The organism is Escherichia sp. SCLE84 (genome assembly GCF_012584495.1).
In the GTDB taxonomy this organism is placed as follows: Bacteria; Pseudomonadota; Gammaproteobacteria; order Enterobacterales; family Enterobacteriaceae; genus ECMA0423.
In genome coordinates this window covers 1,393,626-1,418,622 of the sequence record NZ_CP051430.1, presented here as the reverse complement: position 1 = coordinate 1,418,622, position 24,997 = coordinate 1,393,626, and the positions used below count along the sequence as shown (strand labels likewise).

Below are 24,997 nucleotides of genomic sequence, written 5' to 3'. Positions count from 1 at the left end.
GAAACATGAGCAGGGCAATTCATAGACTTAGCGACACTCTTTTACGAAAATTAAGCGGATCACCAACCACAAAAAACACCTTTTTTAATGATGGTGGCAACCTTAGCGTAAGGCATTCAACCAATGGCCTGTTAACCTGGTATTTCACTTACAGGGCCGGAACTGGCAGGCAGGTATCACCGGAACGCCTGAGACTGGGCAACTATCCCGATCTGAGCCTGAAAGCAGCCAGAGAAAAAGCGGCACAGTGTCGCGCCTGGCTGGCGGAGGGGAAAAATCCACGCCATGAGCTTAATCACACAGTGCAGGAAGCGTTAGCACCTGTAACGGTTAAGGACGCGATCACTTACTGGCTTGAGTCATACGCGAAGGAAAAGCGCACTGACCACGAATCACTGAAAAGCCGGATCAATAAGCACATAATCAGCCAGATTGGTGCTATGCCGCTGGATAAATGCGAGTTACGCCACTGGCTGGCCTGTTTTGACCAGCTTGCTAAGCGTAATCCGGTATCAGCCGGCTTTTTGTTGCAGGTATGCAAGCAGGCGCTTAAGTACTGCCGTAAACGTCGCTACGCCGTCAGTAACGTTCTTGATGATATGGTCGTAGGTGATGTGGGAAAAAAAGCAGAAATAAGCGAGCGAGTGCTAACAAACAAGGAGCTTGGCGAGCTACTCCGCGCACTGGATGAAAAAATTTTCCCGCCGTACTACAGCGCCTTAATTCGCCTTCTGATTGTCTTTGGATGCCGTACCACTGAGCTAAGACGCTCCGAGGTTCAGGAATGGGATTTTAAAGAAATGCTCTGGACTGTGCCGAAAGAACACAGCAAAACGAAGGTAGCAATATTCAGGCCAATACCGGAAGCGATCTTGCCGTTTGTCATGAAGCTGGTGGAGAAGAACAGGCACACGGGCTTATTGCTTGGAGAACTGAAAGGGCAATCATCCGTAGCAGAGTACGGAAGAACGGCACACAGACGCATTAATCAAGCCCCCTGGTCGTTGCATGACATCCGGCACACATTTACAACCATGCTGAACGATTTAGGCGTGGATCCGCATATTGTCGAGCAGCTTACCGCCCACCAGATGCCGGGGATGCAACGAGTCTATAACCACTCCCGTTATCTTGATGCAAAACGTGATGCTCTTAATCTATGGGTAGACCGTCTCGAGCTTCTCCAGAACAATGATGAAAAAATCGTTGTTATGACCCCGCGAATTTACCCCCAAAATTCTTGACAAATTACGGCTGTTTTTTCTTTAAGAGATTACAGCCGTGAATAAATCGTAGAATATCGGAAAATATCTGCAAATATCTTCGCTTTATATATGTCAACCATCAAAAAATTGGAATGTCTTCTTCTGAACTTTTATTCTCTGTTTCTTGATTGTTCCAACACTTGATGGTTTATCTATTTGTTTTTAATGAGATAATTCAAGCGTAATGCCAAGTAACGACATTTTTTGTTGCATCGCTTAAAAACTCGTGACACGATTTTAAACACTAACGAGCTTCTACGAACCTTAGCGAACAAAGCCTTTAGCAAGGTTGTGTTTTTAATTTAAGAGGTGAAAAAAGAATCTAAGTAATATCCGATCTCATATATCTACAGCTAAGAGAAAAGTTTATATACGTAATTTTTTATGTAGGTTTTTGTATGCGTGAAATAAATGAAGATCGCGTAATCCGTGAGGATGAATGTCGTAAGTTAACTGGAGTGTGTCGCACTACACGCTATGAACTGGAGAAAAAAGGGAATTTCCCGTCACGCCGTAATCTGGGCGGTCGTTCTGTAGGTTGGCTGCTGTCCGAGGTTATGGAATGGGTTAAAAGCCGGGATCGCATTAATTCAGGCAAGGCAGCGTAAAGGGGAGCATATGACATATAAAACAAAGGCGACCGGGGGCGGTCGCCAATGGATACACACTAAACTTGAACGCATCACCAACAATGCCACATTTGCGGCTGGTGGGCAATGTGATCAGTCAGATTTGGTTCGTTCCAAGGTTTGCAACGAGAGCTTTTTCCTGTGCTCTTTAAGGAATTTCTCAAGAGCAAAAGCACATGGCGCGAATCTTTCTGATTCATGCTCTATCTTTCTGCGCCGTCTTTTCCGTGCCGGTGATAATGTTTTGGTCAATTCTTTATCGGTCATTGTGTTGTCCTGCATAGCAATGCGCCGTAGTTACTCACACCACGGCGCTGGTGATGGTTACTCCTGCTCTTTGGCCTTGCGGCGCTGGCGGCGTTTGATCTCGCCTTTAACGGCAGTAACTATAAATTGCGCCTTGCTTTCACCTTCATCTAAATTTTTTTCTAAGTCTGCAACAACATCATGCGGGAATCTGGCATTTAACTGTTGCGACTTATTATTTGTTGAACCTGTTGCCATTACTGAATCCTCTCTAAGTTGGTGCGATTCAGTATACACAAAAAAAATTTCAGAGAAAGGCTTGAAGTGCGATTCACTTGCTGATAGGTTAAAAACGAATGGTGCGATGCACCAAGCAACAACGCCCCGCAGTGGTGGCACACATGCAGGGCGTCTAACCACCAACGATAGCAACAGTATCGAGGCAGCTATGAGAAATTATACCAGACACCCGCAAGGGCGGGACTCGTACAACCTGAATAAATACATCTGGCGTTTTATCGCCCTGAGCACGGCACAACCGCGCGTGATTACCATTGAGGCCACCAGCGAACAGGAAGCACGCCAGCAATCCCCGGCTGGCTACGTGATGGTATTCGCCGCCCGTATTCGTCAGGGGGTGTGCCATGCCTGATATGTCAAATTACCAGTACCTGATTAATCCGCATTTTAACTGTGAGCATGATATTGCTAAAAAGGTTTATTCCGCTGCTGATGGGGCTACTGACAATATATCAATGGCTGTTGCGTCAATTGGTAGCCTGATGTGGCATGCGTCAGAAAATGAGGACTATGACGAAAAGGCCATGCGCATTGATATGGGTAATATCGGTTTGTTACTGGTAATGCTTGGGCAGTTTGATATTTCGTTACGGTGCACCATTGAAAATGCCACAGATGCATTAAATGCCATAAAGAAAGCGAATACTGATTCAAATCGGGGATAAATAATCATGAGAACATATTTATCTGGCTTGACTGCCAGCGGTTATGCACACCCCAAAATTATCCCCGGCGCTATTTATCTGGATAAGAACGGTAACAGAGTAACGGTAAAAGAACTGATGTTTGACCGTGTGTATTTTATTCGTGATGGCTATTCATTTCATAGTTCGCTGAACGTGGAGATCTTTATTAGCAGATTCCGGCGGGAAATCCCGACTTCCAGAAATAACCATGTGTCACGTGTGGATGTGGATAAAAAACTGCAGGAACTGAAAAACATGATTGCCGCGTGGAGAGAGCCGAAATGAAAAAAGCGCCAAATTTAAAACACCAGCCGCGTGACAAAATGACGGAAGTCATCATTTTTGCGGGTAGTGATGCGTGGGCACATGCGAAGCAGTGGCAGGAACAGGACGGGCGACTGGCTGGCGATAACGTGCCACCTGTCTGGCTTGGAGAGCAACAACTTGCCGAACTGGACAACCTGCAAATCGTACCGGACGGACGCTATCGCGTGCGTCTCTACCAGGCGGGGTTATTGCGTCCGGGGCTTGTTAATACCATCGGGCAGAAACTGGCAGCGGCAGGTGTCAGGGATGCTGATTATTACCCTGAAGGAATGCACAGCCAGAAACGGGAGAACTGGCGCGAATATCTGGAACGTGAACGGGCAGAGCAGGCGGAAAAGAAAAAGGTAGTTGAACTGCCTGTAAAGAAAAAAGAGCGGGTAAAAGACGATAACGCTTCATCACTGGCGCTTAACCAGATGGGAGCAAGTCAACGCGGCGAAGTTCTCCTGGCACATTATGGCGGTGAACTGGCGATTCATGCTGACTCTGACACTGTTCACCATTACAACGGCGTTGTATGGGAGCCAGTACAGGATAAAGAATTACAGCGAGCTATGGCACAGATTTTCATTGATGCGGAGATCAGCTATTCGCAGAACGCCATTAAATCGGCGGTCGATACCATGAAGTTAAGTTTGCCTGTTATGGGGAATACAGCCCGTAACCTGATTGGATTCAGTAACGGGGTATTTGATACCAGAACAGGTAATTTTCGGGAGCATAACAAAAACGACTGGTTGTTAATTGCCAGTGAATTACCTTTCAGCCCACCAGCAGAGGGGGAAACGCTGGCAACACATGCGCCGAATTTCTGGAAGTGGTTACGCCGTTCGGTGGCTGAGAATGACCGCAAGGCGGATCGCGTACTGGCTGCATTATTCATGGTGCTGGCGAACCGGTACGACTGGCAGTTATTCATTGAGGTAACAGGTCCAGGGGGAAGTGGTAAAAGCGTGATGGCGGAGATTTGCACCATGCTGGCGGGTAAGGCCAACACAGTATCGGCAAGCATGAAGGCGCTGGAAGATGCAAGGGAACGCGCGTTAGTGGTTGGCTTTTCGCTGATTATCATGCCGGATATGACCCGCTACGCTGGTGATGGGGCAGGAATTAAGGCCATTACAGGCGGTGACAAGGTGGCAATTGACCCGAAACACAAAGCCCCCTACTCAACGCGTATTCCGGCAGTAGTGCTGGCGGTTAACAATAACGCCATGTCATTCAGTGACCGCAGCGGGGGGATCTCACGTCGTCGGGTGATATTCAATTTTTCGGAAGTTGTACCGGAGAACGAACGCGATCCAATGCTGGCGGAAAAAATAGAAGGTGAGCTGGCGGTAGTGATTCGCCATCTGCTTACACGGTTTGCTGACCAGGACGAAGCCAGACGCCTGTTATATGAGCAGCAGAAATCTGAAGAAGCACTGGCGATAAAGCGAGAGGGGGATTCGCTGGTGGACTTCTGCGGCTATCTCATGGCGTCGGTAATGTGTGATGGCCTGTTAGTGGGTAATGCTGAAATTGTGCCATTCAGCCCACGCAGGTATCTCTATCATGCCTATCTGGCTTATATGAGGGCACATGGGTTTGGTAAACCTGTAACACTGACGCGCTTCGGTAAAGATATGCCGGGGGCAATGGCGGAATATGGCAGGGAGTATATGAAACGGAAAACGAAGCACGGTTTGCGTTCAAACGTGACACTGACGGAGGAATCAGAAGACTGGATGCCATCATGTGTATCGGTCACTAATGACGATAGCAAAAATTAAACTTATGGAATAACTGTTCACCACTGTTCACCCTGTCATAAATATCTTTTGTATCAGTATGTTATAGGGTGAACAGTTATTTATGAACTGTTCACCAAACTATTCACTGTTCACCTTTTTGATTGTTTATTGAGCTTCAAGGGTGAACAGTGGTGAACAGTTGGTGAATAGTTTTTGTGAAACTGTTCACCCCTTAACATTATGAATTAAAAGATAAAATATCAAAAGGTGAACAGGTGAAGGGTTAAAACGCAAAAATTTTAATTTACTGCTGTGAGATAAAGCCTATGACAGCGAAGCACACAAAAAAATCACAATCGCACGCCCTTGATTTGACGGAACACTGGTTAAGGGTGTCGATAAAAATCATCGACCGCAACGCCGGGGAAGGATATGCGAAAGCACATCCCGAACTGATTAGCTCATTCATGACAACGGCAGCTGCAAACTTTGCCACGCTGACAGAACGGGAGATTGCCGAAGCGGAACAGGTGACAACCATCAACGTTAAAACCGGAGAGCAGACAGCATGACAGCACAGATAGCGGCTTACGGGCGGCTGGTGGCTGACCCGCAGTTAAAGACCACCAGCAAGGGTACACAAATGACGATGGCGAGTATGGCGGTCCCACTTCCGTGCAGCCAGGCAGATGACGGAACGGCGACGATGTGGTTATCCGTCCTGGCGTTTGGCAGACAGGCCGAAGCACTGGCAAAGCACCGCAAGGGTGAACTCCTGAGCGTGGCGGGTAACATGCAGGTGAGCCAGTGGACCGGACAGAACGGGGAGACGCGGCAGGGCTGGCAGGTTATCGCAGACAGCGTAATCAGTGCGAGAACGGCGCGACCGGGCGGCAAAAAAGGCCAACAGGGGCAGGCTACTGATGCACTGAGCAGAGCAAAACAACAGGCGGGAAATGATGATCCGTACGGGGATAACATACCGTTTTAAGCAACGAGTAACAGAAGCCGGAGCAATCCGGCTTTTTTATGGGTCCTCCCGGTGTAGTGACCTGCCACGGGGCGGGAGCGTCGCGGAAAAAGGCTGGTTTTTGCATTTTCATGGCGGCGGCAGCATGTGTAGTAATTTATTGATAATTAAAAGTTATTTCTGTTTTCACCTGTACAATATTTTTTTCTCCCTGTCATTAGACCAGTTTGCAATTAATTGAAATATATAAATAAATTTGTTTTTCACCTGCCAGATGGAGTTGCCTGTGCAAAACGTGTTCAGATGGCGGGATATTTATGCCGGATTCTCTCCGGCTTTTTTGTGTCTGAATCTGATTAATCTATTTTTATGATAGAAATATGTTTATCTACCACTTTTATCGATCAATAATGCGCGCAGTTTAGTCAGTAAGAGGAAGTTACTGTGAATTGTATTAACGACCTGAACACAGGCGAGGTAAAAGGTGGTTCCGTTCATCTGGATGCGCAGACCGTTATGCGCCTTAAGCAGTACAGGATCGACCACATAAATCATCATCCTGACCAACCATTACCAGGTGCGGCGCAGATTGTCAGACACGCGGTTAACGCGTGGCTTGATAAGAATGGTTTTGCATCTGGGGGGGAGCAATGAATCACTGGTACACCATTAAGGCGCTGGGTGTTCGCGGAGCGGCAGAAATATCCATCTATGAAGAAATTGGCGGCTTCGGTATTACCGCGAAGCAGTTTGCGGAAGACCTGAAAGCCCTGGGCGATGTCTCACATATCGACCTGCGGATCCATTCGCCAGGTGGTGACGTGTTTGAAGGCATCGCCATCTATAACCTGTTACGGAATCATCCGGCAGAAATTACGGTTTATATCGATGGTGTTGCGGCTTCAATGGCTTCGGTTGTCGCAATGGCTGGCGATCGTGTTGTGATGCCGGAAAACGCCATGATGATGATACATAAGCCGTGGGGTATCTCTGGCGGAAATGCTGGTGATATGCGTGATTATGCTGATTTGCTGGATAAGGTGGAAACCGTGTTAGTCCCTGCTTATGCCAGAAAAACGGGCAAATCAGCACAGGAAATTACCGCCATGCTGGAAGATGAAACCTGGATGGACGGGAAAGAATGCCTTAAGCACGGTTTTGCTGATGAATTGTTGCCATCTGTCACAGCAATGGCGCGAATTGAATCGAAACGCACAGGAGATTTTTCACACATGCCTGAAACCATTAAAGGAATGATTACCCCGCCACAGGGAGCAGCCAATATTGCTGGTAATGAACAGAAGCGCATCAACGGAATAAGTGAAGTGTTTAGCCTGTTCGGCAGTCGTTACGACGGGATCAAAATGGCGTGCCTGGAGGATGCATCATGTACACCGGAGATGGCCCGTGAAAAGTTGTTGAACGAGCTGGGGCGCGAGTCCACGCCATCCAATAAAAATATCCCGACTCATATTTATGCCGGTAACGGGAACATAACAGGCGATGCAATTCGTCAGGGGCTTTATTCTCGTCTTGGGTATGAACGCCCAGAGCGGGGAAATCCTTACGCGATGATGAGCCTTTTTGAAATGGCCCAGGCATCACTAACTGATCGTGGTATCAGTGTTGGCAGTTTTTTAAATCGCTCGCAGGTCGTTAATGCAGCTTTCACACACAGCAGCAGCGATTTTTCTCATATTCTGGCTGGTGGTGCTGAAAAATCAGTGCTGAAAGGCTGGCAGGACAGCGGCGAAACGTTCCAGAAATGGACGCGTACCGGATCGCTTTCAAACTTTCATGAAGCAAAGCGCGTTGGTCTGAATGGTTTTTCAAAGCTGGATAAAGTACCGGAAGGTGCGGAATATAAATACATCACCACCAGCGATAAAGGTGTACCTATTGCGCTGGCCACATACGGTAATATTTTTTCTGTTACCCGTCAGGCCATTATCAACGATGACCTGACCCAGTTAACTACAATCCCCATGGCGATGGGGCGTGCGGCCGCCAGAACAGTAGGTAATCTGGTTTATCTTCTGTTAACCAGCAACGGCAAATTTACGGATGGTAAAGCGTTATTCCATGCCGATCATAAAAATCTTATTGCGAAGGATATGGACATGGTGGGGCTTGATGAAGCCCGTAAGCTGATGCGCCTCCAGGAGGATGCTAACGGCGACTCACTGAATATTACCCCTGCTTTTGTTCTGGTCCCTGCCGCGCTGGAATCTGCCGCGCGTCGCGCCATTCTGTCATCGTCATCAGTCTTTCCGGTTGGTGATGAGAGCACTATCAATCAGAACCCCGGCATCATTAACGTGGTGAAAGATATGGCAGAAGTAATTGTTGAGCCACGTCTTGATAAGGCCAATAGCAAGGAATGGTATGTAGCCGCAGCTAAGGGGATGGACACAATAGAAGTCGCTTATCTTGATGGTATGGATACGCCATATCTTGAGGAGCAGGTGGGCTTTACTGTTGATGGTGTCGCCTGGAAAGTGCGCATAGATGCAGGTGTCGCGGCCCTCGATTATCGCGGATTACTGAAATCGAGTGGAGCATGACAACAAGGGCGGCGACAGCCGCCTTTTTTACGGGTCCTCCCGGTGGAGTGGTCTGCCACGGGGCGGGAGCGGCGCGGAAAAAGGCTAGTTTTTGCATTTTCATTCGTCATCATCATCTTCATATTGTATTGAATTTTAAGTATTTTTATTTTTGGCATGTTAATTTTGCTTGTTTTATGCTCAACATATAGCGCATTTTTTGACCTCTTCTGAAAGTTGTTCGCAAGATGCATGTTTAAAACATTCTGGAGCGGGTATGGATCGAGAACTGAAAAATCTGATGCTGAACATTAATCAACTGGCGGCGATAGCGGGAATATGTCGTCAGACTGCGGCGGCAAGGCTGAAAAACATCCAGCCAGCCGGAGGGCATGACAAGCTGAAACTCTATCGGGTGACTGACATTCTGACCTGTTTTCTTGATCTTCCCGTTCCGGCATCACTGGAAGAAATGGAGCCACATGACCGTAAGGCCTGGTATCAGTCCGAACGTGAACGCCTCAAGTTCGAACAGGAAACGGCGCAACTCATACCCGCCGATGATGTGCGAAAAGAGATGGCTATATGGGGGGAAATCGTAAGCGAGGAACTGGCAAAACTCCCCAATATTCTGGCACGTGATGCCGGGCTTAAACCGATGGCAGTAAACAGAGTGCAGTCAATTATTGACGATTTGTGTAATCAGATTATCAGCCGGATGGTAAAAAATGACGTAGTGAATGAGGTCGCAAAACAGGCATGATAATGACCGAATCTGAAATACTGCGATTAATCCGCTGTGCTGGTGGAATCAGCCAGTTGGCTGACGAACAGGCCGCGCAGCCGGATACAGTCACCGCTGAAAATTACGCGCGTGTTGTTGCTGAGGTGATGCGCCGTGATGGTATTGAGCTTAACGGCGTGGATATGCGCAACATACGAACCAGAGTCCTTGAGTTGCTGGCATACCGTCGCCGTTCTCAACAACGGAGGGAGAGCGCGAAAAATACTTACCAGTGGAAGAAGCCGGAACGACTGCGGCGGTAACTTGCTGATATTCCCGATAACGCAAAATTGCGTTGGCTGGTGGGTGAGTTGCAGATTTGCAACTCGACCATGAAACTACGGAAACTACCCGTAGTTTGGGTAGTAAGAGTAACACCCAGATTTTGGGGCTTACTCGCAATACCCAAATAAAGGGTATCGGTGGAAGAAATATCGTTTCTCATATGTAAGTACCGAGGGCGGAATTCCGCCTTCGGTTACTTATTGTGCTCATGCACAGGGAGGGGCGGGTCAAATCTCCGTACCCTGACGTCTTCAGGACTGCCCGCCCCATCGATTTTTTATACCCGCGAAAAATGAAAAACGCTTCACGCTGGTGGGCCTGATGCCGATATGGGGAGCCGCATACCGGAGAATATCCACCAGCACGGCAACAGCAGAATAGCCCCGACACAGAAAAACCACGAATATGGGGTTTTTGTTATGGCATGGTCATGATGACCGCCCCTGCTCTGAATGGTGGAAATCACCACGCAGATCATCCACCAGCTTCATGACGGATAGCCGGAAAATGATAATGATTAAAGCGTGTTGATCTTTGTTCGCGGTTGTTCGATATTGTTCGTGAAGCGGTGTAGTTAATGGTGTAGTTAATATCACTGTTTTTGACGGGGTTGTTATTTGCAACATAATGAAAAATAAAGACTAATTAACTAAATGATATAAATGATAGTTATCTATCATGTGGAGTAGATTGGTCAGGCAAATAAGCTCTTGTCAGCGGCAGGGCGTTCTGCCGATAACCGTAACCGAAGATGATAACTGACAATGGGTAAAACGAACGACTGGCTGGACTTTGATCAACTGGCGGAAGAAAAAGTTCGCGACGCGCTAAAACCGCCATCTATGTATAAAGTGATATTAGTCAATGATGATTACACTCCGATGGAGTTTGTTATTGACGTGTTACAAAAATTCTTTTCTTATGATGTAGAACGTGCAACGCAATTGATGCTCGCTGTTCACTACCAGGGGAAGGCCATTTGCGGAGTCTTTACCGCCGAGGTTGCAGAAACCAAAGTGGCGATGGTGAACAAGTACGCGAGGGAGAATGAGCATCCATTGCTGTGTACGCTAGAAAAAGCCTGAATGCAGGCATAAAAATTGGGGGAGGTGCCTATGCTCAATCAAGAACTGGAACTCAGTTTAAATATGGCTTTCGCCAGAGCGCGCGAGCACCGTCATGAGTTTATGACCGTCGAGCACTTGTTACTGGCGCTGCTCAGTAACCCATCTGCCCGGGAGGCGCTGGAAGCGTGTTCTGTGGATTTGGTTGCGCTCCGTCAGGAACTGGAAGCCTTTATTGAACAAACCACACCCGTTCTGCCTGCCAGTGAAGAGGAGCGCGACACACAGCCGACGCTGAGTTTTCAGCGTGTACTGCAACGTGCGGTCTTCCATGTCCAATCCTCCGGTCGCAATGAGGTAACCGGTGCAAACGTTCTGGTCGCTATCTTTAGCGAACAGGAGTCGCAGGCGGCATATCTGTTGCGTAAACATGAAGTCAGCCGTCTCGATGTGGTGAACTTTATCTCTCATGGCACGCGTAAAGACGAGCCGACACAGTCTTCTGATCCTGGCAGCCAGCCAAACAGCGAAGAACAAGCTGGTGGGGAGGAACGTATGGAGAATTTCACGACGAACCTGAATCAGCTTGCGCGCGTGGGCGGAATCGACCCACTGATTGGTCGTGAGAAGGAGCTGGAGCGTGCTATTCAGGTTCTCTGCCGTCGCCGTAAAAACAACCCGCTGCTGGTGGGGGAATCTGGTGTCGGTAAAACCGCGATTGCGGAAGGTCTTGCCTGGCGAATTGTTCAGGGCGATGTGCCGGAAGTGATGGCTGACTGTACGATTTACTCTCTCGATATCGGTTCTCTGTTAGCGGGCACTAAATATCGCGGCGACTTTGAAAAACGTTTTAAAGCGTTGCTCAAGCAGCTGGAGCAGGACACTAACAGCATCCTGTTTATTGATGAGATCCACACCATTATCGGTGCGGGGGCAGCGTCTGGTGGCCAGGTCGATGCGGCTAACCTGATCAAACCGTTGCTCTCCAGCGGTAAAATTCGCGTAATTGGTTCGACAACCTATCAGGAGTTCAGCAACATTTTCGAGAAAGACCGTGCTCTGGCGCGTCGCTTCCAGAAAATTGATATTACTGAACCGTCGATCGAAGAAACTGTTCAAATCATCAATGGCCTGAAACCGAAGTATGAAGCGCACCACGACGTGCGTTATACCGCAAAAGCGGTGCGTGCAGCGGTAGAGCTGGCGGTGAAATACATTAACGATCGTCATCTGCCGGATAAAGCCATTGACGTTATCGACGAAGCGGGCGCTCGCGCACGCCTGATGCCGGTAAGCAAACGCAAGAAAACCGTTAATGTGGCGGATATTGAGTCCGTGGTGGCCCGTATTGCGCGCATTCCAGAGAAGAGTGTTTCTCAGAGTGACCGCGATACCCTGAAAAACCTCGGCGATCGCCTGAAAATGCTGGTCTTCGGTCAGGATAAAGCCATTGAGGCGCTGACTGAAGCCATTAAGATGGCGCGTGCAGGTTTAGGTCACGAACATAAACCGGTTGGTTCGTTCCTGTTTGCCGGCCCTACCGGGGTCGGGAAAACAGAGGTGACGGTACAGCTTTCGAAAGCGTTGGGCATTGAGCTGCTGCGCTTTGATATGTCCGAGTATATGGAACGCCATACCGTCAGCCGTCTGATTGGTGCGCCTCCGGGATACGTTGGTTTTGATCAGGGAGGTTTGCTGACTGATGCGGTCATCAAGCATCCACATGCGGTGCTGTTGCTGGACGAAATCGAGAAAGCGCATCCGGACGTGTTCAATATTCTGTTGCAGGTGATGGACAACGGTACGCTGACCGATAACAACGGACGCAAAGCGGACTTCCGTAACGTGGTGCTGGTGATGACCACCAACGCCGGGGTACGTGAAACTGAGCGTAAATCCATTGGTCTTATCCACCAGGATAACAGCACCGATGCGATGGAGGAGATCAAGAAGATCTTTACACCGGAATTCCGTAACCGTCTCGACAACATTATCTGGTTTGATCATCTGTCAACCGACGTGATCCATCAGGTGGTGGATAAATTCATCGTCGAGTTGCAGGTTCAGCTGGATCAGAAAGGTGTTTCTCTGGAAGTGAGCCAGGAAGCGCGTAACTGGCTGGCCGAGAAAGGTTACGACCGGGCAATGGGCGCACGTCCGATGGCGCGTGTCATCCAGGACAACCTGAAAAAACCGCTCGCCAACGAACTGCTGTTTGGTTCGCTGGTGGACGGCGGTCAGGTCACCGTCGCGCTGGATAAAGAGAAAAATGAGCTGACTTACGGATTCCAGAGTGCACAAAAGCACAAGGCGGAAGCAGCGCATTAATCTGATTGTTAGGTAGGTTGGTCAAGTCCGTAATCTCGAAAGAGGTTACGGACTTTTTGTTTATGGGGTGGAGGAGGTTCAGACCCTTTTTTTAATGATGATGGTAAGTTGTTGATAATTAGTGCTGCGGGAAGGTAAGGATAAAAAAGGGTGCTGCAGGAGAATGGGATGGTTTTGCTTTATTAACAACGGGCTAAACGTGTAGTATTTGAGTTCACTGCCGTACAGGCAGCTTAGAAATCGACGGGGTGCGGTAAAACCTTTGCGAACGCGTTCACTGCCGTACAGACAGATAAAATGCGAAAAAAAAGCTCGCACTTTCGTACGAGCTCTTCTTTAAATATGGCGGTGAGGGGGGGATTCGAACCCCCGATACGTTGCCGTATACACACTTTCCAGGCGTGCTCCTTCAGCCACTCGGACACCTCACCAAATTGTTTTGTCGCCTGACCTCATGGGTGGCAACGGGGCGCTACTATAGGGAGTTGGAGTAAAACGGTCAAGAAGAATTTTAATGATAATTATTGTTTGCTCATACTGTAAACAAGTTGTGCAGTATATCTACATCGAGACAAGTTACGGACTTATACTTCCAAAGTACTTCATACATATCACAAAATAAAAAGGCCGGTTAAACCGACCTTTTACTCGTTCTTTCTCTTCGCCCATCAGGCGGTAAAACAATCAGCGACTACGGAAGACAATGCGGCCTTTGCTCAGGTCGTACGGGGTCAGTTCAACAGTCACTTTGTCGCCCGTCAGGATGCGGATGTAGTTTTTGCGCATTTTACCGGAGATGTGTGCAGTAACCACGTGACCGTTTTCTAACTCTACGCGGAACATGGTATTAGGCAACGTTTCAAGAACGGTACCTTGCATTTCAATATTGTCTTCTTTGGCCATCTAATCCTCTGGGGTATCACTACCGTAATTTGAACCGGCAAGATAATGCCGAAGTTCTGTAAATAAGTAAAGATTTGCGCGCTAAATCGCAACAAACAGGTTCGGCACATTACTCCGAAAACACACGGCTAAGCCGCACCAAAAGCGCAACGTATAAGGGAGCGGTGAGATAAACGATGGGCGTTACCTGACGCGAAAAATTCCTTATCGGCAGCGGGGTAATGAGCGTAACCAACTCTGCGACCGCAATTATAACACTCTGGGGAGAAATGTGCCGAAAACATTCATTCTTGTGGTGAAAACAAGCATCGTGGTACCCAGAAATTATTCGGCAATCGTCCGAGGCGCATTTGATTGAGATAATTAAGGTAATCCCGGCGGGGAATTTCGCAGGCACCAAGCGATGCTGTGTGATCGTTAAGGACCTGGCAGTCGATAAGCTTACCGCCATGACCGATAAATTCCTCACAGAATACCAGAAGCGCCGTTTTAGATGCATTTTCCATCCGGCTGAACATGGACTCGCCACAAAATAGCGTTCCCTGGGCCACGCCGTACATACCGCCGACAAGCTCATCTTCACGCCAGACTTCAATGGAGTGGGCATGGCCGAGTTCGTGAAGGCGATGGTAGGCTTCGACCACGCCACGCGTGATCCAGGTTCCTTCTTCGCGATCGCTGGCACAGCCTTCAATGACCTGACCAAAAGCGTAATTCATCGTGACACGATAGGGCGAGCGTTTATGAAATCGCTTCATACTACGGCTGATATGCAGTGATTCTGGCCATAGCACCGCGCGGGGATCGGGCGACCACCAGAGGATGGGGTCGCCTGGAGAAAACCACGGAAAAATACCACGCTGGTAAGCCATTAACAGGCGCGCAGGGCTAAGATCGCCCCCAAGTGCCAGCAGGCCGTTAGGCTCACGTAATGCGCCTTCCGGGGAAGGGAAGGCTATTGAATGGCGAGAAAGCTGAACCAGGCGCATGACCGCAAAACTCCACGCAAGTCGGATCGTTCAATAATAGCTTACAAACCCTGCTTGAACTGGTAATAACGCCCCTGTCTGGCAAGCAGCTCTGCGTGAGTACCTTGCTCAATAATTTGCCCGTTGTCCATCACTATTATTTGTTGGAAACGAGAGAGTCCGCGAAGTCGATGGGTGACCATTAACACCGTTTTCTCACGCATCATTTCTGCAAGCAATTCAAGGATCTGGCTTTCGGTTGTGGCATCTAAGCCTTCGGTAGGTTCATCCAGCAACACCAGTGGCGCATCATGTAACAGCGCACGGGCGATAGCCAGACGGCGCAGTTCACCACCGGAGAGCTGGCGTCCGCCTTCACCTAACCAACTGTTGAGACCTGCATCCTCGAGCAGCTTCTCCAGGCCAACGCGACGCAAGCTCTCCGCCAGAGCCTCATCACTACTGCCAGGCGAGGCGAGTAACAGATTATCACGCAGCGTGGCGCTAAACAGATGCACTCGCTGAGGAACAACGCTGATGGTCTGTCGTAGAGCCGCTTCATTCAGGCTGGCTATGGGGCTATCGTTAAGCAAAATCTCGCCCTGTTGCGGGTCCCAAGCGCGGGTCAGCAGTTGTAACAGTGTTGATTTGCCGCATCCGGTTCGCCCGAGAATCGCAATATGTTCCCCGGCGTTTACCTGAAGAGAAATCCCTTTAAGTGCCTGTTGGGATTGCTCCGGATAAGTGAACTGAACATCCCGTAATGTCAGCGAAACGCGATCGGCAACACGAGTTTGGGTATCAGGGAAGGTGACTTCCGGTTTTTGATCCGTTAAATCAGTGATCCGAACGGCAGAGGCAATGACTTGCCCCAGATGCTGAAATGCACCCGTTACTGGTGCCAGTGCTTCAAACGCGGCTAACGCGCAGAAGACAAACAGGGCAATTAACGCGCCGGGTTGAGCATTGCCGCCAACGCCGCCAGACGCCATCCACAGCATCAGGATCACCGCTAACGCGCCAATGAGTAGCATTATCGCTTGCGACAATGCGGTCAGTTCAGATTGACGGCGTTGCGCTTCCAGCCATTGAATTTCTGTATTCTCTAGTTGCGTGCGATAACGATCGCTGGCACCAAAAATGGTCAGCTCAGCTTGCCCTTGCAGCCAGGCCGTCAGTTGTTGGCGATACTGTCCGCGAAGATGAGTCAGATTTTGCCCGGTGCTTTTTCCCGCACGATAAAACAGCGGTGGCATCAGGAAAAGCGTCAGTAACATAATGCCGCCCAGCGTAAAGGCGAGGGTGAAATCAAGGAAACTTAACCCGATTGTCACCACCATAATCACCACAAAAGCGCCCACCAGCGGCGAGATAACGCGCAGATAAAGATGATCGAGCGTATCAACATCCGCCACCACGCGATTGAGCAATTCGCCCTGACGATAGCGCGCCAGTCCGGCAGGGGAGAGGGGCAGCAATTTGCTGAAGGTGTAAATGCGCAGATGCTGCAACACGCGGAAAGTCGCGTCGTGACTTACCAGACGTTCAAAATAACGCCCGGCAGTACGGGTGATTGCTGCGCCACGCACGCCCGCAGCGGGTAGCATATAGTTGAAGCTGTACAGTCCGGCAACCCCCGCAACCGCTGAGGCCGAGAGGAACCAGCCGGAAAGTGTCAACAGACCGATACTGGCGAGCAGCGTGACAATTGCCAGCACGATACCAAGACTTAACATCCATTTATGACGTTTATACAGTGCCAGATAGGGTAGCAAAGCGCGCATTTAAATCTCCTCCTGACGATGGGCCAGTAATGTGGCGAATGGGCCACCAGCCACACTTAATTCCGCGTAACGTCCTTGCTCAATAATCCGGCCATCCTGCATAACCCAAATGACATCCCAGTCAGCAAGATCTTCTAACTGGTGGGTGACCATTAACGTTGTCTGGCGCAGAGAGGCGGCATTCAGCGCCTCCATTACGCGCTGTTCACTGTGAGCATCAAGGCTGGCAGCGGGTTCATCCAACAGTAATAGCGAACAGGGATTTAGTAACGCACGGGCCACCGCCACGCGCTGCGCCTGCCCCACGGAAAGGCGGGCAGCCTGGTCGCCAACAGGCGTATCAACGCCTTGTGGCAGGAGCGGTAGAAACTCGCTGACCCAGGCGTTATCCAGCGCTGCTTGTAATTCTTGTTCGCTGGCATCAGGTCGCGCCAGTAGTACGTTATCCCGCAATGTTGCTGCCGGTAATTGTGGGTTTTGCCCAACCCAGGAGAGATGTTTACGCCATGATTCTGGTGATAAATCGCGTAATTCTATCCCGTTGATTCGTAATGATCCCTGATATGAAAGAAAACCAGAAAGCGCGTTCAGCAGTGAGCTTTTACCTGAACCGCTGCGACCAACCAACACTGCACGTTGGCCTGCTGGCAAAGTAAAGTTCAGCGGTCCGGCCAGCGTTTTACCTTCCGGCGACGTGATAAACAGATCCTCGGCCTCAATGGTCACCGGATCGGTCGATGCTAATTCCGCCTCACCGCGCTGCGGATGGGCGAGCGGGGTTTCCATAAACGTTTTCAGACTGTCAGCTGCACCAACAGCCTGGGCTTTAGCATGATAAAACGTACCGAGATCGCGCAATGGCTGGAAAAACTCTGGCGCAAGGATCAGGGCCAGAAAACCCGCAGCCAGCGTCACACCGGTATCGTAGTGACCAAAATCCAGCTCGCCGAGATAGGAAAAACCAAAGTAGACCGCCACCAGAGCAATTGACAGCGAGGTAAAAAATTCGAGAATGCCGGAGGATAAAAACGCCAGCCGTAGCACTTCCATTGTCCGTTGGCGGAAATCTTCCGAAGCAGAACGAATACTTTCAATTTCAGCTTCACCACGACCAAAAATACGCAATGTTTCCATGCCGCGCAGGCGATCGAGGAAATGCCCACTTAAGCGAGCAAGAGCGAGAAAGTTACGCCGGTTAGCATCGGCAGCCCCCATCCCAACCAGCGCCATAAACAACGGAATTAACGGTGCTGTGCCCAGCAGAATGAGCGCCGCAGCCCAGTTAGAGGGGAAGATCGCCACCACAATCAGCAACGGCACCGACACTGCCAGCGCCATTTGCGGCAGGTAGCGTGCATAGTAATCATGCATATCGTCAATTTGCTCGAGTACCAACGTCGCCCAGCTCCCCGCAGGTTTACCCTGAATCCACGCTGGCCCTGCTTGTTGCAGACGGTCGAGAACCTGACGGCGGATGGCAAAGCGGATATGCTGCCCGGCGTGATAACCCACCCGTTCGCGTAACCAGACCACCCATGCGCGCAGTACAAAGGTCAGAACCAGTAACGTAAAGGGAAGCAGCAGGGCTTCACGGGGAATATTCTCCATAATCATATGTTGCAGAATTCGCGCCATGAACCAGGCCTGGGCAATGATCAATATGCCGCTTACAAAGCCCAGCAGACGAGAAATATTCAGCCAACGTTGGGAGATGACGCTTTGCTGTTTTAACCAGCGGGTTAACTCTTTTTGACGGGATTTATTCATTGCACGCTTAGCAGGTGAGTTATCAGAATTATTTGCAGAGCAATGTTACAACGGGGAAAAAATAAAGGCGACCCATAGTCGCATGGTGTCGCCTTCTTTACTTTTGTTACTGATTTGTAAAATTATTTTGCGTCAGCTAAACCATCGAGGTAGCGTTCCGCATCAAGTGCTGCCATGCAGCCTGTACCGGCCGAAGTAATGGCCTGACGATAAATATGATCCATCACGTCACCCGCGGCAAAGACGCCAGGGATGCTGGTCTGGGTGGCATTACCATGAATACCCGACTGCACTTTGATGTAGCCGTTTTCCAGTTCCAGCTGCCCTTCGAAAATGGCAGTATTCGGGCTGTGACCGATAGCAACAAACAGACCAGCAACGTCGAGTGACTCGATGTTATCGCTGTTTTGCGTATCGCGCAGACGAACGCCAGTGACACCCATTTGATCGCCGGTCACTTCTTCCAGCGTACGGTTGGTGTGCAGAATGATGTTGCCGTTCTCCACTTTATCCATCAGACGCTTAATAAGGATTTTTTCCGCGCGGAAACCGTCACGGCGGTGAATCAGATGCACTTCCGAAGCGATGTTAGACAGATACAGCGCCTCTTCAACCGCGGTATTGCCGCCGCCGATGACCGCAACTTTCTGGTTGCGATAGAAGAAACCGTCGCAGGTTGCACAAGCAGAAACCCCACGGCCTTTAAAGGCTTCTTCAGAGGGCAGGCCGAGATAGCGTGCAGAAGCTCCGGTGGCAATAATCAGCGCGTCGCAAGTGTATTCGCCGTTATCGCCATTCAGACGGAACGGACGGTTTTGCAGATCCACCTTGTTGATATGATCAAAAATGATCTCAGTTTCAAACTTGGTGGCATGTTCGTGCATGCGCTCCATTAATAACGGACCGGTCAGATCGTTTGGATCGCCAGGCCAGTTTTCCACTTCCGTGGTGGTGGTCAGTTGGCCGCCTTTTTCCATGCCGGTAATCAGCACAGGTTGCAGGTTGGCGCGCGCCGCGTAGACAGCAGCGGTGTATCCCGCCGGGCCTGAACCCAGGATAAGCAGTTTACTGTGTTTGGTCGTGCCCATGAGATCCCCATAGTTGTTGGCAGACAATGGGCAGGATTGTAGGGAATTTACAGACGTAAAAAAAGAGTATGACGATTTTGTTAACAATTTGTGCAATCGGCAGCATCGATAAGCAGGTCAAATTCTCCCGTCATTATCACCTCTGCTACTTAAATTTCCCGCTTTATAAGCCGATTAAATGATGAATAAACGCCCCTGTTAATGAATATCTGGCATGTTGTACTAAAAATCGATGTTTTGCTTTGACAATCCCCTGGTGTTTTGCGAAAACATTCGAGGAAGAAAAAAAACAGTATTCTTATATGCGCATAACCATGCATGTAAATACCATGTTTACCGTGCTAGTGAAATCTACGTATGGCGTGGACAGACGCCATTCGTGATGTCGATAGCTGCCACAAGGCAACGGTCTTCTCACCGTAGACCCAGGCATTGCGCGCCGTGAATCTTCATGATTTCGGTCTATCGTGACGGGTAGCGACTCTGAACAGTGATGTTTCAGGGTCAGACAGGAGTAGGGAAGGAATACAGAGAGACAATAATAATGGTAGATAGCAAGAAGCGCCCTGGCAAAGATCTCGACCGTATCGATCGTAACATTCTTAATGAGTTGCAAAAGGATGGGCGTATTTCTAACGTCGAGCTTTCTAAACGTGTGGGACTTTCCCCAACGCCGTGCCTTGAGCGTGTGCGTCGGCTGGAAAGACAAGGGTTTATTCAGGGCTATACGGCGCTGCTTAACCCCCATTATCTGGATGCATCACTTCTGGTATTCGTTGAGATTACTCTGAATCGTGGCGCACCGGATGTGTTTGAACAATTCAATACCGCTGTACAAAAACTTGAAGAAATTCAGGAGTGTCATTTAGTATCTGGTGATTTCGACTACCTGTTGAAAACACGCGTGCCGGATATGTCAGCTTACCGTAAGTTGCTGGGGGAAACCCTGCTGCGTCTGCCTGGCGTCAATGACACACGGACATACGTTGTTATGGAAGAAGTCAAGCAGAGTAATCGTCTGGTTATTAAGACGCGCTAACACGGAACAGGTGCAAAATCGGCGTATTTTGATTACACTCCTGTTAATCCATACAGCAACAGTACTGGGGTAACCTGGTACTGTTGTCCGTTTTAGCATCGGGCAGGAAAAGCCTGTAACCTGGAGAGCCTTTCTTGAGCCAGGAATACACTGAAGACAAAGAAGTCACATTGACAAAGTTAAGTAGCGGCCGTCGCCTTCTGGAAGCGTTGCTGATCCTTATTGTCCTGTTTGCCGTCTGGTTGATGGCTGCCTTACTAAGCTTTAACCCTTCGGACCCCAGCTGGTCGCAAACGGCCTGGCATGAACCTATCCATAATTTAGGTGGGATGCCCGGTGCGTGGCTGGCAGATACGCTGTTCTTTATTTTTGGCGTGATGGCTTACACCATTCCCGTCATTATTGTCGGCGGTTGTTGGTTTGCCTGGCGTCATCAGTCCAGTGACGAATACATTGATTATTTTGCCGTTTCGCTACGCATCATTGGCGTTTTGGCGCTCATCCTTACCTCCTGTGGTCTGGCGGCAATCAACGCTGACGATATCTGGTATTTTGCCTCCGGTGGCGTCATTGGCAGCTTACTAAGCACTACGCTACAACCACTGCTACACAGTAGCGGGGGAACTATTGCGCTGCTCTGCGTTTGGGCTGCGGGCCTGACGCTGTTCACCGGTTGGTCATGGGTGACCATTGCTGAAAAACTCGGCGGCTGGATTTTAAACATTCTCACCTTCGCCAGTAATCGTACCCGTCGCGATGATACCTGGGTCGATGAAGATGAATATGAAGATGACGAAGAGTATGAAGATGAAAACCACGGCAAACAGCATGAATCACGCCGTGCCCGTATTCTTCGCGGCGCGCTAGCGCGTCGTAAACGGTTGGCGGAAAAATTCATTAATCCGATGGGGCGGCAAACAGACGCTGCGTTGTTCTCCGGTAAGCGGATGGATGATGACGAAGAGATTATCTACACTGCACGCGGTGTGGCTGCCGACCCGGACGACGTCCTATTTTCGGGCAATCGTGCAACGCAGCCAGAATATGACGAATACGATCCATTATTAAACGGTGCGCCAATTACCGAACCTGTCGCTGTAGCAGCTGCTGCTACCACGGCGACACAAAGCTGGGCTGCGCCGGTTGAACCTGTGACTCAGACGCCGCCTGTTGCCTCTGTTGATGTTCCACCTTCGCAACCTACAGTAGCCTGGCAGCCTGTACCGGGTCCACAAACGGGAGAGCCGGTTATTGCTCCTGCACCGGAAGGTTACCCACAGCAGTCACAATATGCGCAGCCTGCAGTGCAATATAATGAGCCGCTGCAACAACCAGTACAGCCGCAGCAGCCGTATTATGCACCTGCAGCTGAACAACCTGCGCAACAACCTTACTACGCTCCTGCGGCGGAACAACCTGTTCAGCAACCGTATTACGCCCCTGCGCCAGAACAACCGGTGGCAGGTAACGCCTGGCAAGCCGAAGAGCAGCAATCCACTTTTGCTCCACAGTCTACATACCAGACTGAGCAAACTTATCAGCAACCAGCCGCTCAGGAGCCGTTGTACCAACAGCCGCAATCCGTTGAACAGCAGCCTGTTGTGGAGCCTGAACCCGTTGTAGAAGAGACAAAACCCGCGCGTCCGCCGCTTTACTATTTTGAAGAAGTGGAAGAGAAGCGAGCCCGTGAACGTGAACAACTTGCGGCCTGGTATCAACCGATTCCAGAACCGGTTAAAGAACCAGAACCGATCAAATCTTCGTTGAAAGCGCCTTCTGTTGCAGCAGTACCTCCAGTAGAAGCCGCTGCCGCTGTTTCTCCGCTGGCATCTGGCGTGAAAAAAGCGACACTGGCGACGGGGGCTGCCGCAACCGTTGCCGCGCCAGTCTTCAGTCTGGCAAATAGCGGTGGACCGCGTCCGCAAGTCAAAGAGGGGATTGGCCCGCAGTTGCCACGACCGAAACGTATCCGCGTGCCAACTCGTCGTGAACTGGCGTCTTACGGTATTAAGCTGCCCTCACAGCGTGCGGCGGAAGAGAAAGCCCGTGAAGCCCAGCGCAATCAGTATGATTCTGGCGATCAGTATAACGATGATGAAATCGATGCGATGCAGCAGGATGAACTGGCACGTCAGTTCGCCCAGACACAGCAGCAACGCTATGGCGAACAGTATCAACATGATGTGCCCGTAAACGCAGAAGATGCAGATGCTGCGGCAGAGGCTGAACTGGCTCGTCAGTTTGCGCAAACTCAACAACAACGTTATTCCGGCGAACAACCGGCTGGGGCGAATCCGTTCTCGCTGGATGATTTTGAATTTTCGCCAATGAAAGCGTTGCTGGATGATGGTCCACACGAACCGTTGTTTACGCCAATTGTTGAACCTGTACAGCAGCCGCAACAACCGGTTGCACCGCAGCAGCAGTATCAGCAGCCGCAACAACCAGTTCCGCCACAGCAGCAATATCAGCAGCCGCAACAACCGGTTGCACCGCAGCAGCAGTATCAGCAGCCACAACAGCAGGTTGCGCCGCAGCCACAATATCAGCAGCCGCAACAACCGGTTGCGCCACAGCCGCAATATCAGCAGCCGCAACAACCAGTTGCGCCGCAGCAGCAGTATCAGCAGCCGCAACAACCGGTTGCACCGCGGCAGCAGGATACCCTGCTTCATCCGCTGTTGATGCGTAATGGCGACAGCCGTCCGTTGCATAAACCGACGACGCCGCTGCCTTCTCTGGATTTGCTGACACCGCCGCCGAGCGAAGTGGAGCCGGTAGATACCTTTGCGCTTGAACAAATGGCTCGTCTGGTGGAAGCGCGTCTGGCTGATTTCCGTATTAAAGCCGATGTCGTCAATTACTCTCCGGGGCCGGTTATCACTCGCTTTGAACTTAACCTGGCTCCTGGCGTAAAAGCGGCGCGCATTTCTAACTTGTCACGGGACCTTGCCCGTTCACTTTCGACGGTGGCGGTGCGTGTCGTTGAAGTTATTCCTGGCAAACCCTATGTAGGTCTGGAGTTACCAAATAAAAAACGACAAACCGTTTATCTGCGCGAAGTTTTGGATAACGCCAAATTCCGCGATAATCCGTCGCCATTAACCGTGGTGCTGGGTAAAGATATCGCCGGTGAGCCGGTGGTTGCCGATCTGGCGAAAATGCCGCACTTGTTGGTTGCGGGGACTACCGGTTCCGGTAAATCTGTCGGTGTGAACGCGATGATCCTGAGCATGCTTTATAAAGCACAGCCAGAAGATGTGCGTTTCATCATGATCGACCCGAAAATGCTGGAGCTTTCGGTGTATGAAGGCATTCCGCACCTGTTAACGGAAGTCGTTACTGATATGAAAGATGCCGCCAACGCGCTGCGCTGGTGTGTTAACGAGATGGAGCGTCGGTATAAACTGATGTCTGCGCTGGGTGTGCGTAATCTGGCGGGTTATAACGAAAAAATTGCTGAAGCCGATCGCATGATGCGTCCGATTCCAGACCCGTACTGGAAGCCGGGTGACAGTATGGATGCCCAGCATCCGGTGCTGAAAAAAGAACCATACATTGTGGTGTTGGTTGACGAATTTGCCGACCTGATGATGACGGTAGGTAAAAAAGTGGAAGAGCTGATAGCACGTCTGGCGCAAAAAGCCCGTGCCGCGGGTATCCACCTCGTACTGGCAACTCAGCGTCCATCGGTTGATGTTATTACTGGTCTGATTAAAGCGAATATTCCGACCCGTATCGCCTTTACCGTATCCAGTAAGATTGACTCACGTACCATTCTTGATCAGGCTGGCGCGGAATCACTGCTGGGTATGGGGGATATGCTCTACTCTGGGCCGAACTCCACGTTGCCGGTACGTGTCCATGGTGCTTTTGTTCGCGATCAGGAAGTTCATGCCGTGGTGCAGGACTGGAAAGCGCGTGGTCGCCCACAGTATGTTGATGGCATCACCTCCGACAGCGAAAGCGAAGGTGGTGCGGGTGGTTTCGATGGCGCTGAAGAACTGGATCCGTTGTTCGATCAGGCGGTGCAGTTTGTCACTGAAAAACGCAAAGCGTCAATTTCTGGCGTACAGCGTCAGTTCCGCATTGGTTATAACCGTGCAGCACGTATTATCGAACAGATGGAAGCGCAGGGGATTGTCAGCGAACAGGGGCACAACGGTAATCGTGAAGTGCTGGCCCCACCGCCGTTTGACTAATTAATGCATTGCCGGATAAGGCGCGGTAGCGTCGCATCCGGCACTCTATCAACTGAAAATTCAGTATTTTCTTCTTTCCTCAAGCT

The 24,997-nt window shown here is 50.1% G+C and carries 23 protein-coding genes and 1 tRNA gene; 15 read left to right on the top strand and 9 right to left on the bottom strand.

All coding sequences use genetic code 11. The features are described 5' to 3' along the window. Positions 1–5 precede the first annotated feature (5 nt). Complete coding sequence (locus tag HGD79_RS07070) at positions 6–1,244, top strand: site-specific integrase (protein WP_021533365.1); 1,239 nt, start codon at positions 6–8, stop codon at positions 1,242–1,244. A gap of 419 nt (positions 1,245–1,663) precedes the next feature. Then, positions 1,664–1,873, top strand: coding sequence for an AlpA family phage regulatory protein (locus HGD79_RS07065; protein WP_001206971.1), 210 nt, complete (start codon positions 1,664–1,666; stop codon positions 1,871–1,873). A gap of 114 nt (positions 1,874–1,987) precedes the next feature. Here the strand turns inward: HGD79_RS07065 and HGD79_RS26555 are convergent, their stop codons facing one another. After that, on the bottom strand, positions 1,988–2,161 hold the full coding sequence (locus tag HGD79_RS26555) for a hypothetical protein (RefSeq protein ID WP_157918692.1): 174 nt from the start codon (positions 2,159–2,161) through the stop codon (positions 1,988–1,990). Positions 2,162–2,218: 57 nt separating this feature from the next. Beyond that, positions 2,219–2,398: a YlcI/YnfO family protein gene (locus HGD79_RS26550; RefSeq protein ID WP_000190566.1), complete on the bottom strand. Its 180-nt coding sequence runs from the start codon at positions 2,396–2,398 to the stop codon at positions 2,219–2,221. Between the two features lie 190 nt (positions 2,399–2,588). Here HGD79_RS26550 and HGD79_RS26545 point away from each other — a divergent pair, with 190 nt between their 5' ends. From HGD79_RS26545 to HGD79_RS07035, 6 genes are all read left to right on the top strand, one after another. Further along, positions 2,589–2,792 carry a host cell division inhibitor Icd-like protein gene (locus HGD79_RS26545; protein ID WP_021525887.1) on the top strand — a complete coding sequence of 68 codons (204 nt, stop codon included), beginning with the start codon at positions 2,589–2,591 and terminating at the stop codon, positions 2,790–2,792. Further along, positions 2,785–3,105 carry a hypothetical protein gene (locus HGD79_RS07055; RefSeq protein WP_097404659.1) on the top strand — a complete coding sequence of 107 codons (321 nt, stop codon included), beginning with the start codon at positions 2,785–2,787 and terminating at the stop codon, positions 3,103–3,105. Before HGD79_RS26545 ends, HGD79_RS07055 begins: the two co-directional genes overlap by 8 nt. Positions 3,106–3,111: 6 nt before the next feature. After that, entirely contained in the window at positions 3,112–3,411 is a 300-nt protein-coding gene (locus HGD79_RS07050; RefSeq protein ID WP_001261491.1) for a DUF4222 domain-containing protein, read from the top strand. After that, positions 3,408–5,225: a primase-like DNA-binding domain-containing protein gene (locus HGD79_RS07045; protein WP_000710150.1), complete on the top strand. Its 1,818-nt coding sequence runs from the start codon at positions 3,408–3,410 to the stop codon at positions 5,223–5,225. The genes HGD79_RS07050 and HGD79_RS07045 overlap by 4 nt, the downstream gene beginning before the upstream one ends. Before the next feature lie 287 nt (positions 5,226–5,512). Beyond that, complete coding sequence (locus HGD79_RS07040; RefSeq protein ID WP_000125509.1) at positions 5,513–5,758, top strand: hypothetical protein; 246 nt, start codon at positions 5,513–5,515, stop codon at positions 5,756–5,758. Continuing rightward, positions 5,755–6,177: a single-stranded DNA-binding protein gene (locus HGD79_RS07035; protein WP_000126661.1), complete on the top strand. Its 423-nt coding sequence runs from the start codon at positions 5,755–5,757 to the stop codon at positions 6,175–6,177. The genes HGD79_RS07040 and HGD79_RS07035 overlap by 4 nt, the downstream gene beginning before the upstream one ends. Before the next feature lie 363 nt (positions 6,178–6,540). Here the strand turns inward: HGD79_RS07035 and HGD79_RS07030 are convergent, their stop codons facing one another. Continuing rightward, on the bottom strand, positions 6,541–6,714 hold the full coding sequence (locus HGD79_RS07030) for a hypothetical protein (RefSeq protein WP_001475270.1): 174 nt from the start codon (positions 6,712–6,714) through the stop codon (positions 6,541–6,543). 92 nt (positions 6,715–6,806) lie between these two features. Between HGD79_RS07030 and HGD79_RS07025 the strand changes: the two genes are divergently transcribed. From HGD79_RS07025 to clpA, 5 genes are all read left to right on the top strand, one after another. Next, positions 6,807–8,720, top strand: a complete 1,914-nt coding sequence (locus HGD79_RS07025) for a ClpP-like prohead protease/major capsid protein fusion protein (RefSeq protein ID WP_063085899.1) — start codon at positions 6,807–6,809, stop codon at positions 8,718–8,720. Between the two features lie 256 nt (positions 8,721–8,976). Then, positions 8,977–9,462, top strand: coding sequence for a DUF1441 family protein (locus tag HGD79_RS07020; protein WP_001504098.1), 486 nt, complete (start codon positions 8,977–8,979; stop codon positions 9,460–9,462). Between the two features lie 2 nt (positions 9,463–9,464). Then, a complete protein-coding gene (locus HGD79_RS07015) occupies positions 9,465–9,746 on the top strand; it encodes a hypothetical protein (RefSeq protein ID WP_001596797.1) in 282 nt (93 codons plus the stop codon). 786 nt (positions 9,747–10,532) lie between these two features. Further along, positions 10,533–10,853 (top strand): ATP-dependent Clp protease adapter ClpS, encoded by a 321-nt coding sequence (gene clpS, locus HGD79_RS07010; protein WP_000520781.1) that lies wholly within the window; start codon positions 10,533–10,535, stop codon positions 10,851–10,853. Positions 10,854–10,883: 30 nt separating this feature from the next. Continuing rightward, complete coding sequence (gene clpA, locus HGD79_RS07005; RefSeq protein WP_000934041.1) at positions 10,884–13,160, top strand: ATP-dependent Clp protease ATP-binding subunit ClpA; 2,277 nt, start codon at positions 10,884–10,886, stop codon at positions 13,158–13,160. A gap of 343 nt (positions 13,161–13,503) precedes the next feature. Here the strand turns inward: clpA and HGD79_RS07000 are convergent. The 6 genes from HGD79_RS07000 to trxB form a co-directional block, all read right to left on the bottom strand. Further along, positions 13,504–13,591 (bottom strand) — tRNA-Ser (locus HGD79_RS07000). Between the two features lie 253 nt (positions 13,592–13,844). Then, a complete protein-coding gene (gene infA / locus HGD79_RS06995) occupies positions 13,845–14,063 on the bottom strand; it encodes a translation initiation factor IF-1 (protein ID WP_001040187.1) in 219 nt (72 codons plus the stop codon). A 284-nt stretch (positions 14,064–14,347) separates the two neighbouring features. Further along, positions 14,348–15,052 carry a leucyl/phenylalanyl-tRNA--protein transferase gene (gene aat / locus HGD79_RS06990; RefSeq protein WP_001241678.1) on the bottom strand — a complete coding sequence of 235 codons (705 nt, stop codon included), beginning with the start codon at positions 15,050–15,052 and terminating at the stop codon, positions 14,348–14,350. Between the two features lie 41 nt (positions 15,053–15,093). Further along, the gene (cydC, locus tag HGD79_RS06985) at positions 15,094–16,815 is read right to left on the bottom strand and encodes a cysteine/glutathione ABC transporter ATP-binding protein/permease CydC (protein WP_001202188.1); all 1,722 of its coding nucleotides are present in this window, start codon (positions 16,813–16,815) and stop codon (positions 15,094–15,096) included. Further along, complete coding sequence (gene cydD, locus HGD79_RS06980; protein ID WP_001043587.1) at positions 16,816–18,582, bottom strand: cysteine/glutathione ABC transporter permease/ATP-binding protein CydD; 1,767 nt, start codon at positions 18,580–18,582, stop codon at positions 16,816–16,818. 122 nt (positions 18,583–18,704) lie between these two features. Further along, a complete protein-coding gene (gene trxB / locus HGD79_RS06975) occupies positions 18,705–19,670 on the bottom strand; it encodes a thioredoxin-disulfide reductase (RefSeq protein ID WP_000537418.1) in 966 nt (321 codons plus the stop codon). A 544-nt stretch (positions 19,671–20,214) separates the two neighbouring features. On the opposite strand from trxB, the gene lrp reads away from it, so the two are divergent. After that, positions 20,215–20,709, top strand: a complete 495-nt coding sequence (gene lrp / locus HGD79_RS06970; RefSeq protein ID WP_000228473.1) for a leucine-responsive transcriptional regulator Lrp — start codon at positions 20,215–20,217, stop codon at positions 20,707–20,709. Positions 20,710–20,843: 134 nt separating this feature from the next. Continuing rightward, positions 20,844–24,911: a DNA translocase FtsK gene (gene ftsK / locus HGD79_RS06965; RefSeq protein WP_000077020.1), complete on the top strand. Its 4,068-nt coding sequence runs from the start codon at positions 20,844–20,846 to the stop codon at positions 24,909–24,911. Positions 24,912–24,997 lie beyond the last annotated feature (86 nt).

Excerpts from the sequence above, each read along its gene's own strand:
- HGD79_RS07070 (WP_021533365.1), top strand. The coding sequence starts at position 6 with ATGAGCAGGGCAATTCATAGACTTAGCGACACTCTTTTACGAAAATTA.
- HGD79_RS07065 (WP_001206971.1), top strand. The coding sequence starts at position 1,664 with ATGCGTGAAATAAATGAAGATCGCGTAATCCGTGAGGATGAATGTCGT.
- HGD79_RS26555 (WP_157918692.1), bottom strand. The coding sequence starts at position 2,161 with ATGACCGATAAAGAATTGACCAAAACATTATCACCGGCACGGAAAAGA.
- HGD79_RS26550 (WP_000190566.1), bottom strand. The coding sequence starts at position 2,398 with ATGGCAACAGGTTCAACAAATAATAAGTCGCAACAGTTAAATGCCAGA.
- HGD79_RS26545 (WP_021525887.1), top strand. The coding sequence starts at position 2,589 with ATGAGAAATTATACCAGACACCCGCAAGGGCGGGACTCGTACAACCTG.
- HGD79_RS07055 (WP_097404659.1), top strand. The coding sequence starts at position 2,785 with ATGCCTGATATGTCAAATTACCAGTACCTGATTAATCCGCATTTTAAC.
- HGD79_RS07050 (WP_001261491.1), top strand. The coding sequence starts at position 3,112 with ATGAGAACATATTTATCTGGCTTGACTGCCAGCGGTTATGCACACCCC.
- HGD79_RS07045 (WP_000710150.1), top strand. The coding sequence starts at position 3,408 with ATGAAAAAAGCGCCAAATTTAAAACACCAGCCGCGTGACAAAATGACG.
- HGD79_RS07040 (WP_000125509.1), top strand. The coding sequence starts at position 5,513 with ATGACAGCGAAGCACACAAAAAAATCACAATCGCACGCCCTTGATTTG.
- HGD79_RS07035 (WP_000126661.1), top strand. The coding sequence starts at position 5,755 with ATGACAGCACAGATAGCGGCTTACGGGCGGCTGGTGGCTGACCCGCAG.
- HGD79_RS07030 (WP_001475270.1), bottom strand. The coding sequence starts at position 6,714 with ATGATGATTTATGTGGTCGATCCTGTACTGCTTAAGGCGCATAACGGT.
- HGD79_RS07025 (WP_063085899.1), top strand. The coding sequence starts at position 6,807 with ATGAATCACTGGTACACCATTAAGGCGCTGGGTGTTCGCGGAGCGGCA.
- HGD79_RS07020 (WP_001504098.1), top strand. The coding sequence starts at position 8,977 with ATGGATCGAGAACTGAAAAATCTGATGCTGAACATTAATCAACTGGCG.
- HGD79_RS07015 (WP_001596797.1), top strand. The coding sequence starts at position 9,465 with ATGACCGAATCTGAAATACTGCGATTAATCCGCTGTGCTGGTGGAATC.
- clpS (WP_000520781.1), top strand. The coding sequence starts at position 10,533 with ATGGGTAAAACGAACGACTGGCTGGACTTTGATCAACTGGCGGAAGAA.
- clpA (WP_000934041.1), top strand. The coding sequence starts at position 10,884 with ATGCTCAATCAAGAACTGGAACTCAGTTTAAATATGGCTTTCGCCAGA.
- infA (WP_001040187.1), bottom strand. The coding sequence starts at position 14,063 with ATGGCCAAAGAAGACAATATTGAAATGCAAGGTACCGTTCTTGAAACG.
- aat (WP_001241678.1), bottom strand. The coding sequence starts at position 15,052 with ATGCGCCTGGTTCAGCTTTCTCGCCATTCAATAGCCTTCCCTTCCCCG.
- cydC (WP_001202188.1), bottom strand. The coding sequence starts at position 16,815 with ATGCGCGCTTTGCTACCCTATCTGGCACTGTATAAACGTCATAAATGG.
- cydD (WP_001043587.1), bottom strand. The coding sequence starts at position 18,582 with ATGAATAAATCCCGTCAAAAAGAGTTAACCCGCTGGTTAAAACAGCAA.
- trxB (WP_000537418.1), bottom strand. The coding sequence starts at position 19,670 with ATGGGCACGACCAAACACAGTAAACTGCTTATCCTGGGTTCAGGCCCG.
- lrp (WP_000228473.1), top strand. The coding sequence starts at position 20,215 with ATGGTAGATAGCAAGAAGCGCCCTGGCAAAGATCTCGACCGTATCGAT.